The organism is Chryseobacterium sp. CT-SW4, from assembly GCF_048572715.1.
Taxonomy (GTDB): domain Bacteria; phylum Bacteroidota; class Bacteroidia; order Flavobacteriales; family Weeksellaceae; genus Chryseobacterium.
This window is the reverse complement of the sequence record NZ_CP183840.1, coordinates 2140482-2152803: the sequence shown is the minus strand read 5'-3', so window position 1 is coordinate 2152803 and position 12322 is coordinate 2140482. Positions and strand designations below refer to the sequence as shown.

The window sequence follows — 12322 nt, the reverse complement described above, 5'->3', positions numbered from 1 at the left end:
GAGGGGAATTTAGTTTTTTTGAGGGGTGGTAAGCAGATCTTCGATTTGCTGTAATAATTTTTTGATGGAATAGGGTTTGGTGATATAAGCGTCTGCTCCCATTTCCAATCCTTTTTCAATATCTTTGGGGTTATTTTTGGCACTTAGGAAAATAACCTTGGTTTCTTCTAATTTTTTCTGTTGTTTAATAAATTCCAGGGTGCTATATCCGTCCAGGTTAGGCATCATAATATCGAGGAGGATAACATCCGGGGTGATTGTTTTCAGGAAATCCAGCACTTCTGTGCCATCACGGGCTATGAATACTTCATAACCGCTTTTCCTGAAACTGTATTCCAATGACATTAATATTTTATGTTCATCATCTGCGATAACTATCTTTCTCATTTATTGTGTTTTATGCGTGTTCGACTTCATTTTTGATCCCGGTTATTTCTTCTTCGGGAATGCTGATCGTAAAGGTGACTCCCAGTTCACTGTTTTCTGCTTTGATTTTTCCATGGTGTGCCTGGACTATCTTTTTTGAAATGGCAAGCCCAAGGCCGCTTCCCGTAGGTTTCAATATGTTTTGATTTCTGGACTGGTAGAATTTATTAAAAATCATATCCAGATCTTCTTCGGGAATATTTTTTCCGGTATTAAATATTTTGATGGTTAATTTATTATTTTTTTCTAAAAGCTTGGTTTGTATGGTTCCTTGCTCGTCGGTGAACTTTAAGGCGTTTCCGATAATATTCTGGAAAAGCTGTATCATCCGGGCTTCATCATATTCAAAGATATCCCGGTTGAGAAGATTGACTTCACTGAGGTGGATATTTTTCTGCTGAATAAGATGGAGCAGTGGATTAATGGCTTTTTTATAGGTTCCGATAATATTGTTGGGTTGGATATTAAGGGCGATTTCTCCGTGTTCCAGTTTATCGAGGTATAAAATATCATTGATGATTTCACTTAAACGGTCAGACTCTGTGATGATGTTGTTAAGGAAGTCTTTTTTTATCTCAATCGGGATATCATCGTCATCCGCAAGAATTTCTCCGGCAGATCTTATTGCTGTAATAGGAGTTCTTAATTCATGGGCTACGGAATCCAGGAAATCATCTTTCTGGCGGTCTTTAATGATAAGGTTTTCATTAGCTTTCCGCAGATCATCGGAGAGCTGTTTTAATTCTTCAGACTGCTCTGTTAATTTTTTGTTGAGGGAAATATTTTCTTTTGATTCTTCCAGGATATTTAAAACTTCTTTGAGGGAAATTTTATCTTCTTTGGTAACACCTTCAATGAGGATTTTGGCTGACGCGGTTCCGATCCTTCCGGCAAGAAGGTTTTCTGAGAACTTAATAAACCGGGAATCGGCAGTTTCCGTTTCCGAGTCTATATTATATTTAAGGTTAAAAATTCTCATTGCCTGTTCGGTTTTATCTTTTCCGAGAAAACGTTCAAGGATATTTTTTATATCGGAGACGTAGGCCGTTCCCCGCCAGATGAATGCATTTTCCGGATTCTGGATATATTTATCAATGTCTACATACAACTCAGCAAAATTTCTTTCCCGGTAATCTCCTTTCATGCTTACCGATACAATGGTGAATATACTGATATTCACTAAAATTGACCAGAAAAAGATCTGGGAGATCCGGCTTAAATAGGGAATGCTGAAAAAATCAAAATATGTATACATTTCCCTTAGTACTCCTTTAAATTCCTGGGTGTAAGAAAAATAATACTGTGGAATGATCAGTCCGAAATAGCAGATCGTTAATCCTGCTAAAAGTCCGGCAACCACTCCTTTATAGCTTCCTCTTCTCCAGAAAAGTGCCCCGAAGAAGGCTGGAGCAAGTTGGGCAATTACCACAAAAGAAATCAGACCTACGGAATCCAGGGAGGTTTTCAGGATAAAATATTTGTAAAATGCAAATGCCATGATAACCAGGGCAAAAATGCTTATTTTCCTAATATTGGTGATGTTCCGTGTGTTTTGGATTTCATTTTTAGATTTTAATTTTCCTAATAATCCGTAAGGGATGACCAGGTTGTTGGAAAGCATGATGGATAAAGTAATCGACGAAATAATAATCATCGAAATACAGGAGCTGAGTCCTCCAAGAAATACCAGTACCGTGATCCAGGTATTATTGAAGTACTGAGGAATAAGAATAGAGTAAAATTCGGGATTTACTTTCTCTCCGTCGAATATCAGTCTTCCGCCCCATGCAATAGGAAAAATAAAGATGGTAAATATCAATAAATACAGGGGAAAAAACCAGATGGCGGTTTTGACATGTTTTTCCTGTCTGTTTTCAACAATGGCTGTATGGAATTGTCTGGGAAGAATGCAGATGGCGGTGGCAGATATGATGCATAAGATCATCCAGTTTAAAGCACCTTCAATTCCGTTAAATGTATTTTTTCTTTTAAAATCCGGGAATTTACTGGCTTTTTCATAGATATCCGAGAAACCGTCAAAAACAAAATAAATAACAAATAATCCCAGAATAACAATGAAAAATAGCTTTAAAAAACTTTCCAGGGCGATAGCGGAGATAATGCCGAGCCTTTTTTCTGAAGCGTCCACGTACCGGGTTCCGTAATAGGATGAGAATAAGGCGATCAGAACTACCACAAAAGTTGCATTATCTGTCAGTATATTGCTGGACGATGGAGTTTGGGTCACCAGATGGAATGATTCCGAAATAGCCTTGATCTGCAAGCCGATATACGGGACAATAGCCAGAAGACAGACTAAGGTAATAATGGCACTTAGGCTCCTGCTGTTTCCGTACCGTAGAGAAATAAAATCGGAGAGACTGCTTATTTTATTGATTCTTGCGATTCTTATAATTCTTGTATTGATAAAGATCCATGCGGGGATAATCATAATGGGGCCAATATAAATAGGCAGGTAATCCAGTCCGCTTTGGGCTGCAACGCCAATACTTCCGTAATAAGTCCATGCCGAACAGTAAACGGCTAAAGATAATGAATAGATGTAAGGATTATTGATCCACAGCTTGCTTCTTTTCTTTTCAGCCAGATAAGCAGCTAAAAATAAAAGAGCTAAGTATAAGGAAACAACAATAAATAAGGCAAAACTACTCATCATACTTTTTTACGATTACAAAAGATATAATGATAGAAAGCATCCACATGGCGAACAAATAGACCAGCAGCATAGGAAACCCGAATATCTCTTTTTCGCTGTTAAACAGCAGGGAAACAGGAATGCTGAATGCGATCATAAGGCCTATGCTGAGAATAATCAGCTTTTGTTCGTGTCTTTTCTTCATTAATATTTTGAAAACCATACAGAACGGCTGTCCTGTATGGTTTTGTTGAGGTTATAATTGAGTTAAACTTTATCGTCTGAGTATTCACCGGTTAAGGCGTAATATCCAAAAATGGCTAATCCACCGGAAATGATCGGCATCAATATGAATAATATGATAATGCCAAATACCAGATCTTCCTGTTTTCCCGAAGTGATTTTCGGGATTCCCATAACGGTAATTCCGAAGTATCCTACTACAAGTGCAATGAGGATCCAGAGAATACCTAATATTTTTTTTAGTCTGTTCATTTTAGAAGTTTTTTTAAATTAATAAAAAATTGAATGATTTGGTAATTAATCATGAAGATTATTGTTTTTATTTTTAAGATATACTAATCCTATGAGCAAGCAGACGGTTGCTACTCCAATCGGATACCAAAGACCTTCCAGGTACCAGGTAGGATGGCCTGCATCTTTTCCTACCGTTACCAGATAAGTGGCTACGGCCGGTAATAAACCTCCGAATACTCCATTCCCGATGTGATAAGGTAATGACATGGATGTATAGCGGATTCTCACAGGGAACATTTCTACAAGGAAGGCAGCGATAGGGCCGTATACCATGGTTACAAAAATCACCTGGATGAACACCAGGAATACCAGATACCATTTGGTACTGTCACCCAGCGTTACGGATTGTGAAATTTTAGGCTCCTCCGCTTTACCGTCTTTCATAGCAGGTCCTGCTGCTGACCAGTGTACGATGCTGTCTTTTTTCAGTAATGTTCCGTCTGTATATACGGTCTCTTTATGGAAAGTGATAAGGCTGTCAGCGGCAATATCTTTATGGATTTTTGCTGATCTCTTTTCGGTAATACCATTGGCGGCAACGGTTTTGCTTTCAAGGTTTACACTCTTATACATGCTGTCATAAATGGGACGGTAGGCGAGAATAGCGACCAGCATACCTGTCATCATGATTGCTTTACGGCCTATTTTATCTGAGAGCCAGCCGAATACCACAAAGAAAGGTGTTCCCAGGAAAAGGGCGGTAGCCATTAAAGAGTCTACTTGTGCGGATTCTACGTTCATTACTTTCTGTAAAAAGCTCATGGCATAGAACTGTCCGGTATACCAGATTACCCCTTGTCCCATAGCAGCCCCGAATAAAGCAAGAAGGACGAATTTGAAATTATACTTATTTCCGAAGCTTTCTTTTAATGGATTTTTAGATGTTTTTCCTTCGCTTTTAGCTTTGGCAAAAAGAGGGGATTCTTTCATGTTTTTTCTGATGATATAAGAAACTCCCACCATCAATATGGAAATCCAGAAAGGAACTCTCCATCCCCAGGTATCAAATTCATCTGCTGATAAAGATGTTTTGGTAACCAAAATCACAATAAGTGAAATGAAAAGCCCGGCAGTGGCAGTCGTTTGTATCCATGAAGTCCAGTAACCTCTCCGGTGAGGTTGCGCATATTCGGCTACATAGGTGGCGGCACCTCCGTATTCCCCTCCGAGGGCAAGTCCCTGTAATAATCTTAAAATTAATACTAAAACCGGAGCAAGAAAGCCTATGGTTTCATAGCTTGGAATACATCCTATCAGGAACGTGGAAAATCCCATGATCAGTAATGTAACAAGAAATGTGTATTTTCTTCCGATGATGTCGCCCAGTCTTCCGAAAAACAAAGCTCCGAAAGGCCTTACCACAAATCCGGCAGCAAATGTTGCCAGGGTAGATAAAAAGGCAGCCGTAGGATTATCCGCAGGGAAGAATTTTGTCGCTAAAACAACAGCTAAGCTTCCGAAAATATAGAAGTCATACCATTCAATCAATGTACCGAGGGAAGAAGCGGTGATCACACTCCAGATCGTTCTGTTCTTCTGTTTTTCGGTCAGATTATTATAATTCTCGTGATGGTTTTCGCTCATATTGCTTGATTTTGATGTTAAATATTGGCTTGGTTATAATGGAATAGTGTTTTTTTTATAGGTAGATCTGAAACTGTACGATAAATTCTCCTTTGGATTTAGGACTTTCAGTAGGACTGGTGTAAACGGGACGGGTAGAGTATTGGGTGGTAACTTTGGCGTGATGTCCGTCTATAAACCAGTTGGCACCTATGTCAAACTGTGAGGAAGATTTGTCAAAAGCTTCAAAATCTTTGTATGTATAGGCTGCAAAAGGCTGGATTCTTATTTTGGGTTTTTCTGCCTGATTGGGAAGAAGGAGTCCGGCCTGGGCATAGATAATATTACCTGTTCCGATAGTAGGCTGCATGTTTCCTGCTCCTGCAATTGCTTTTTCTCCTATGAAATTGGGATCTGTGGAAGCGATATTCATGATTCCCAGGTTTCTTACATAGTTCGGTCCGAATTTGTAGTTGTAATACCCTGCGTAGGCAGAAATAGCCATTTTGTTCTTAGCTTCTCCCAGAGGGATATCGGCGAAAGCATCTACTGCCAGTAATGTAATATCATGTTTTTCGATGTTATCATTTACCGAAGTTTTGGTTCCGTCAGCCTGGTGATAAAAACCGGCTCCCACATTGAAAACCTTTTTAGTTCCTAAATAAGATCCTACCTTGAATGGAAGCGTATTGGACTCACCATCCAGAAACTGATATTCTAGATATCCGGCTTTTGAGAATTTAGGATTACCATTGTTGTCGACTGCGACGGCTCTGGACGGATCAGTTACATTGGCTGGGATTAAATCTGTTGCAAAAGGCTTGTTCAGGCTCAGACGGTATTCCAGTTTTCCGTATTTACCCTTGGCGAACATTCCAAGCTGTCTGGCGAACTGATCGGAATTATCAATTAAAGGCCATGAAAAAATAGGAGAATCAAGTGTTAAAAAATTAAGAGTGGAAGCCATTGTCATACGGGATAATCCCATGTAATAATGTAATCCGGCCCCCAGTGTTAAACTGAAATCTCCCGCTTCTCCGGGTAATACAACCGCATATTCATTCCAGGCATCATGAAAGAACAACTGAGGTTTTTTACCGTTTCCGTTTCCTCCGGTTCCTGAGGTTCCGGGAGCACCGCCATTAATAAAAGTCTGATTATTGATCCCAAAATGGACTAAGATCATGTATCTCTTTGAGATCTGCGCATAGGCTAATGCTCTTAATCTCCGGTTTCCTAAGCTCCAGGAGTTTTTAGTGGCTTCTCCGCCGACCATACTTCCCGGATTCATTTCCGTATTTCTTAGCCAGAACTGATCCCATAGAATAAATCTAACAAATTTATCTCCCTCCGGATTAAGGTTAAGCTTTAAGCCGTTACCATATTCAGGGGAACCTTGAGAATATAGAGAGTTGCTGATTAATGCTAATCCAATAAAAGTGAGTATTTTCTTCATAAATTATCAATTTTTTGGTGTTAATTTTGTGGACTCCAAATTGTAATTAATAATTTATTTACAGAAATTTAATATATATTATTGGTAAGTGTATCTATATTGATGAATGGTAAATTGGATCTTTTCTTATTTTTTAAACCTTTCCCATTTGATCAACATATACTTGTCTGCAAACTGAGTAATGATAATCCCCGAATTTTTAAGATTTTCTTCTTTGGCAATATAGTCTATCAACTCATTCTGCTTGAGTATTTTATAGACCGGATGAAACTCCGAATGAGGAGGGCGGGTTATATTGTATTTCTTGATCCAGGAACTTATAGTAACATGGGAAACCCCGATGATCCTTTCTATTTCCCGGAAGCTTAATCCTTCCAGATAGAGCTGTAGAGCTTTGGTGACATAATAGTCATCGATCTGTTTTCCCAGTTTTTTTACTGTGAAATAGTAATTGCAGTCTTTGCAAAGAAATCTTTGTTTCTTATTAATAATCCCGCTTTTAACGACATTATCCCCTTTACATTTAGGACATTTACCCTCCATATATAGTATTTTAGCAAATATATAATAATTTAGCAAATTGAAAATTTACCCATAAGATATATTATCTTTTTAAATAGCTTTTTTAAGAAAAAATTATCTTTTTAATTTGTTTTATAAAGAGAAAATATTTTAAATTTGCCAAAAAATTCAGATAAATAAATGGAAATAGAAATTTCCTCATGCGAACACTTAGTGTATGTGAGTGAAATACAGCAGGAAATGTATGATTCTGCACAGAGAAGAGGGACGGGGATCGCAAAACGTTCCATAGAATATTTAAGTAAGAAGATTTCAGACGGGAATGCTGTGGTTGCCACTGAAAACGGGGAGTGGGTAGGTTTCTGCTATATAGAAACCTGGTCACATGGTCAGTTTGTGGCCAATTCCGGACTTATTGTTTCTCCCAAATTCAGGAACAGTGGAGTAGCTACCCAGATCAAACAAAAAGTCTTCCAGCTGTCAAGGAGTAAATATCCTGATGCTAAAATATTCGGGTTAACAACAGGATTGGCTGTTATGAAAATTAACAGTGAACTGGGGTATAAACCTGTTATCTATTCTGAATTGACACAGGATGAAGATTTCTGGAACGGATGCAAGAGCTGTGTAAACTATGACATTTTAATGAGTAAGGAACGTAAAAACTGCTTATGTACAGCAATGCTATATGTTCCGAAAAATGATAAAAAAAATATAACCGCTGAAGAAAATCAGCAAGACAAAGGATATAATAATGAAAAAGAAAGTCGTTTTAGCGTTTAGCGGAGGGTTAGATACCTCTTATTGTGCTAAATATCTTAGTGAAACACTAGGATATGATGTGTATGCTGTAACCGTGAATACAGGAGGTTTTTCTAAAGAAGAAGAAAAGGAACTGGAAAAAAGAGCCTTAAACCTTGGGGTTAAAGAATACAGGTGCATCGACGCTCAGGAAGATTATTATAATTCTTGTGTTAAATATCTGATATTCGGGAATGTATTGAAAAATAATACCTATCCGTTGTCGGTAAGTGCCGAGCGTACCATTCAGGCGCAGAATATTGCCAAATATGCCTTGGAAATCAATGCGGATGCAATTGCTCACGGAAGTACCGGCGCAGGAAATGATCAGGTACGTTTTGATTTGATTTTCCAGGTGATGAGTCCTGATGTAGAGATCATCACTCCGATTCGTGATATGGCATTGTCCCGTGAAGAAGAAATAGAGTTTTTGAAGCAGCATGGTTATGATATGGAATTTCAGAAGGCTCAGTATTCTATCAATAAAGGTCTTTGGGGAACTTCCGTAGGAGGAAAAGAAACGCTGACTTCCAGAAACTATCTGCCGGAAGAAGCTTTCCCTTCACAAGTAAAAGAAACACAGCCTTCCGAGCTGGAAATAGAATTTAAAAAAGGTGAAATCGTAGCCGTAAACGGAGAGAAATTTGATCATCCGGTTTATGCTATTCAAAAAATAGAAAAGCTGGCTTCTGCCTACGGAATAGGAAGAGATATTCATATCGGGGATACTATTGTAGGAATTAAAGGAAGAGTAGGTTTTGAGGCAGCAGCGGCATCCGTCATTATAAAAGCACATCACTTGCTGGAAAAACATGTTTTATCAAAATATCAGCAGATGATTAAGTCACAACTGTCCGACTGGTATGGAAACTGGCTGCATGAAGCATTATTCCTTGATCCTGTGATGAGAAATATAGAATCTTTCTTGACGGACTCTCAGGAAACCGTTACAGGTAAGGTATTTATAACACTGCATCCTTACCGGTTCATCCTGAATGGAATTGATTCGGCCCATGATTTAATGTCCGATAAGTTCGGAAGTTACGGAGAGGCTAACAGAGCGTGGACAGGAGATGATGTAAAAGGATTCACTAAAATCGTAAGTAATTCTTTAAACATATACCATCAGATAAACGGAGGAAAAATATGAAGACAGTCGGAATAATAGGAGCTAACGGGTATACGGGAAGTGAATTGGTTCGGTTGTTGGCTTTTCATCCAAAAGTGGAACTGGCATTTTTATTCAGCCGTTCCAATGCGGGAGTTAAGATATCTGATATCTATCCTGATCTGGATTCTGTATGTGAGATGGTATTGACAGATGAGATCCGGCAGGTAGACGTGCTGTTTCTGTGTCTTCCCCATAAAGAAAGCCAGAACTGGCTGCAGCAGAATGAGGTTTCTCAAGATACCCTGATTATAGATCTCGGAAATGATTTCAGACTGGATGGGAAGTATGGAAACAGAGACTTTATCTATGGGTTGCCGGAAATTAATAAAGCACGGCTTATCCATTCAAAAAGTATTGCCAATCCCGGATGCTTTGCCACAGCTATACAACTGGCATTATTACCTTTAGCTAAGAATGGGAATCTGGATGAGATATATACAACAGGAATTACAGGTTCTACGGGAGCAGGCATTAAATTACAGCCTACGACCCATTTTACCAACAGGAATAACAATATTTCAGCCTATAAAACTTTGACTCATCAGCATGTGGAAGAAATTTTACAGCAGTTGAATTCATTTGATGAAAAAGAGGTTAAATTAAATTTTGTTCCATGGAGAGGGGATTTTACCCGAGGGATTTTTACAAGCTCTACGGTAAAGACGGATGCGGAACTTTCTGAAATTTATAAGTTATATCATGAGTTTTATAAATATGAACCTTTTGTAAAAGTAAGCGAAACTCCGGTAGATTTAAAACAGGTGGTCAATACCAATCGTTGCGTTATCAACATTGAGAAAGAAGGAGATGTGATTGTAATCCATTCTGCTATCGACAACCTTTTAAAAGGGGCTTCCGGGCAGGCGGTTCAAAATATGAATATTGCTTTAGGTTGGGAAGAGAAATTAGGATTAGGATTAAAACCTGTGGCATTTTAAAAAAAACAGAAATATGAAATTATTTGACGTATATCCATTATTTAATATAAATCCGGTAAAAGCTCAGGGATCTTTTCTTTGGGATGATAAAGGAGAAAAATATCTTGATTTTTACGGAGGGCATGCTGTGATCTCTATTGGACACAACCATCCTCATTATCAGGCTAAATTAAAAGACCAGCTGGAAAAAATTTCATTTTATTCCAATTCGGTACAAAACCAGCTGCAGGTGGAATTAGCGGAAAAACTGGGAAAGCTATCCGGTTATGAAGATTATAGCCTGTTCCTTTGTAATTCAGGGGCAGAAGCTAATGAAAATGCTTTAAAGCTGGCTTCTTTTCATAACGGAAAAAAGAAGGTTCTGTATTTTTCAGGATCATTCCATGGAAGAACCTCGGCTGCTGTTTCCGTGACCGATAATCCTAAAATTGTAGCTCCAGTGAATTATTCAGAAAGATTTATTAAATCCGGGTGGAATAATACAGAGCAGTTAGAAGAAATTTTTAAAGCCCAGGGGAATGAAATTTCCTCAGTGATCATTGAAGGAATCCAGGGAGTAGGAGGGATTACAATTCCCAATAAAGAATTCCTGTTGAAGATCAAGGAACTGTGCGAACAGTATAATGCAGCTTTGATTTTGGATGAAGTGCAGTCGGGATACGGAAGATCGGGATATTTCTTTGCTCACCAGGAATACGGGATTAAACCGGATATTATTACTACTGCAAAAGGAATGGGGAATGGTTTCCCGATAGGGGGAGTACTGATCAGTCCTGAATTTAAAGCAAGCAATGGACTGTTGGGAACCACTTTCGGAGGAAATCACCTGGCATGTGCCGCTGCCATTGCGGTTTTGGATGTAATGAAAGATGAAAATCTTATCGAAAACTCCAACCAGCTCGGAAGTTATATTGAAAATGAAATTAAAGATTTTCCACATATTAAATCTATAAGGCGTAAAGGTCTGATGATCGGTATAGAACTGGACAGGGATTGCTCCGAACTAAGGAAAAGTCTGTTGTTCGACCATCATATTTTTACAGGTAACTCCAACGATAAAAGTGTGCTGAGGATTTTACCGGCACTCAATATCGGAAAAGAAGAAACCGATCTTTTCATCAATGCATTAAAAGATGTATTGGAAAAAATTTAAGCTGTGAAAAATGTTCAGCACGTCATTCAGAATGTCGCGAAGCAAAGTGAAGAATCATTATTAAATTTTCCTTCATCAGAATGACAAAAAGGACAGATAAAAATCTTTAAATCAATTCAAAATGAAAAATTTTACCGCTGTAAGTGATGTTGAAAACTTACAGGAAATCATAAAAAAAGCTTTACAGATAAAAGAAAATCCTCTTTCAGATCCTGAAAAAGGAAAAGGAAAAACAATAGGACTGGTATTTCTCAATTCCAGTTTGAGAACCCGCCTGAGCAGTCAGATTGCTGCCCAGAATTTAGGATTGAATGTGCTGGTTTTAAATGCGGCTCAGGAAGCATGGAATCTGGAATATGCAGACGGAACCGTAATGGATGGAAATACGGTGGAACACATTAAAGATGCAATAGAAGTTTTGAATCAGTACTGTGATATCATCGCAGTGCGTTGCTTTGCCGGAATGAAGGATAAGGAAGATGATATCAATGAAAGTATTCTGAGCCAGTTTTTAAAACATGCAAAAGTGCCGGTGGTTTCCTTGGAATCTGCCACCCGTCACCCTTTACAGAGCTTAGCGGACTGTATCACCATTACCGAAAACCGGAAAAGTGATAAAAAACCTAAAGTTGTGCTTACCTGGGCGCCTCACATAAAACCTATTGCCCATGCGGTGGGAAATTCATTTGCGGAGTGGATGCAGGAAATGGATGTGGATTTTGTAATTACAAATCCTGAAGGATATGATCTGGACAAGAAATTTACAAAAGATACACCCGTAATTCACGATCAGGAAGAAGCATTAAAAGATGCCGATTTCATTTATGTAAAAAACTGGTCTTCCTTTGATGAGTATGCAGCAATGCCGGAAGTAAAAGAAAGCTGGATGCTTACCAATGAAAAGCTTGCAGGCACGAATAACGGAAAAGTAATGCACTGTCTTCCCGTTCGCCGAAACCTGGAACTGAGTGATGAAGTAATAGATGGAGATCATTCCATTATTTACCAGCAGGCTAAAAACAGAATTTTTTCTGCACAGGTCGTATTCAGTGAAATTCTGGACGAAATAAAATCGGGGAAATAAATCAGGACTAAAGAC

General features: G+C 38.5%; 12 protein-coding genes. 5 read left to right on the top strand and 7 right to left on the bottom strand.

Annotated elements, in window-relative coordinates:
* Window positions 1-9 precede the first annotated feature (9 nt).
* From ABJ974_RS09735 to ABJ974_RS09705, 7 genes are all read right to left on the bottom strand, one after another.
* A complete protein-coding gene (locus ABJ974_RS09735; RefSeq protein WP_419868055.1) occupies window positions 10-387 on the bottom strand; it encodes a response regulator transcription factor in 378 nt (125 codons plus the stop codon).
* A gap of 10 nt (window positions 388-397) precedes the next feature.
* Complete coding sequence (locus ABJ974_RS09730; RefSeq protein WP_419870962.1) at window positions 398-3100, bottom strand: ATP-binding protein; 2703 nt, start codon at window positions 3098-3100, stop codon at window positions 398-400.
* Window positions 3093-3287, bottom strand: a complete 195-nt coding sequence (locus ABJ974_RS09725; RefSeq protein WP_419868054.1) for a hypothetical protein — start codon at window positions 3285-3287, stop codon at window positions 3093-3095. The genes ABJ974_RS09730 and ABJ974_RS09725 overlap by 8 nt, the downstream gene beginning before the upstream one ends.
* Before the next feature lie 62 nt (window positions 3288-3349).
* Entirely contained in the window at window positions 3350-3577 is a 228-nt protein-coding gene (locus ABJ974_RS09720; protein WP_419868053.1) for a DUF6814 family protein, read from the bottom strand.
* Between the two features lie 45 nt (window positions 3578-3622).
* Entirely contained in the window at window positions 3623-5203 is a 1581-nt protein-coding gene (locus tag ABJ974_RS09715) for an MFS transporter (protein ID WP_419868052.1), read from the bottom strand.
* A 55-nt stretch (window positions 5204-5258) separates the two neighbouring features.
* Window positions 5259-6638 carry a porin gene (locus ABJ974_RS09710; protein ID WP_419868051.1) on the bottom strand — a complete coding sequence of 460 codons (1380 nt, stop codon included), beginning with the start codon at window positions 6636-6638 and terminating at the stop codon, window positions 5259-5261.
* Between the two features lie 126 nt (window positions 6639-6764).
* On the bottom strand, window positions 6765-7181 hold the full coding sequence (locus tag ABJ974_RS09705; protein WP_419868050.1) for an IS1/IS1595 family N-terminal zinc-binding domain-containing protein: 417 nt from the start codon (window positions 7179-7181) through the stop codon (window positions 6765-6767).
* Between the two features lie 159 nt (window positions 7182-7340).
* Here ABJ974_RS09705 and ABJ974_RS09700 point away from each other — a divergent pair, with 159 nt between their 5' ends.
* The 5 genes from ABJ974_RS09700 to ABJ974_RS09680 all read left to right on the top strand — a co-directional run bounded on the left by ABJ974_RS09700 (window position 7341) and on the right by ABJ974_RS09680 (window position 12307).
* Window positions 7341-7943, top strand: coding sequence for a GNAT family N-acetyltransferase (locus ABJ974_RS09700; protein WP_419868049.1), 603 nt, complete (start codon window positions 7341-7343; stop codon window positions 7941-7943).
* On the top strand, window positions 7915-9111 hold the full coding sequence (argG, locus tag ABJ974_RS09695; protein ID WP_419868048.1) for an argininosuccinate synthase: 1197 nt from the start codon (window positions 7915-7917) through the stop codon (window positions 9109-9111). The genes ABJ974_RS09700 and argG overlap by 29 nt, the downstream gene beginning before the upstream one ends.
* Window positions 9108-10070 (top strand): N-acetyl-gamma-glutamyl-phosphate reductase, encoded by a 963-nt coding sequence (gene argC / locus ABJ974_RS09690; RefSeq protein ID WP_419868047.1) that lies wholly within the window; start codon window positions 9108-9110, stop codon window positions 10068-10070. The genes argG and argC overlap by 4 nt, the downstream gene beginning before the upstream one ends.
* Before the next feature lie 13 nt (window positions 10071-10083).
* Window positions 10084-11223 carry an aspartate aminotransferase family protein gene (locus ABJ974_RS09685; protein ID WP_419868046.1) on the top strand — a complete coding sequence of 380 codons (1140 nt, stop codon included), beginning with the start codon at window positions 10084-10086 and terminating at the stop codon, window positions 11221-11223.
* Window positions 11224-11344: 121 nt separating this feature from the next.
* Window positions 11345-12307 carry a Rossmann-fold NAD(P)-binding domain-containing protein gene (locus ABJ974_RS09680; RefSeq protein ID WP_419868045.1) on the top strand — a complete coding sequence of 321 codons (963 nt, stop codon included), beginning with the start codon at window positions 11345-11347 and terminating at the stop codon, window positions 12305-12307.
* Window positions 12308-12322: the final 15 nt, after the last annotated feature.

What these genes read in the sequence shown, in the direction of transcription:
- ABJ974_RS09735 (WP_419868055.1), bottom strand. Translation starts at nt 387, where the DNA reads ATGAGAAAGATAGTTATCGCAGATGATGAACATAAAATATTAATGTCA.
- ABJ974_RS09730 (WP_419870962.1), bottom strand. Translation starts at nt 3,100, where the DNA reads ATGAGTAGTTTTGCCTTATTTATTGTTGTTTCCTTATACTTAGCTCTT.
- ABJ974_RS09725 (WP_419868054.1), bottom strand. Translation starts at nt 3,287, where the DNA reads ATGAAGAAAAGACACGAACAAAAGCTGATTATTCTCAGCATAGGCCTT.
- ABJ974_RS09720 (WP_419868053.1), bottom strand. Translation starts at nt 3,577, where the DNA reads ATGAACAGACTAAAAAAAATATTAGGTATTCTCTGGATCCTCATTGCA.
- ABJ974_RS09715 (WP_419868052.1), bottom strand. Translation starts at nt 5,203, where the DNA reads ATGAGCGAAAACCATCACGAGAATTATAATAATCTGACCGAAAAACAG.
- ABJ974_RS09710 (WP_419868051.1), bottom strand. Translation starts at nt 6,638, where the DNA reads ATGAAGAAAATACTCACTTTTATTGGATTAGCATTAATCAGCAACTCT.
- ABJ974_RS09705 (WP_419868050.1), bottom strand. Translation starts at nt 7,181, where the DNA reads ATGGAGGGTAAATGTCCTAAATGTAAAGGGGATAATGTCGTTAAAAGC.
- ABJ974_RS09700 (WP_419868049.1), top strand. Translation starts at nt 7,341, where the DNA reads ATGGAAATAGAAATTTCCTCATGCGAACACTTAGTGTATGTGAGTGAA.
- argG (WP_419868048.1), top strand. Translation starts at nt 7,915, where the DNA reads ATGAAAAAGAAAGTCGTTTTAGCGTTTAGCGGAGGGTTAGATACCTCT.
- argC (WP_419868047.1), top strand. Translation starts at nt 9,108, where the DNA reads ATGAAGACAGTCGGAATAATAGGAGCTAACGGGTATACGGGAAGTGAA.
- ABJ974_RS09685 (WP_419868046.1), top strand. Translation starts at nt 10,084, where the DNA reads ATGAAATTATTTGACGTATATCCATTATTTAATATAAATCCGGTAAAA.
- ABJ974_RS09680 (WP_419868045.1), top strand. Translation starts at nt 11,345, where the DNA reads ATGAAAAATTTTACCGCTGTAAGTGATGTTGAAAACTTACAGGAAATC.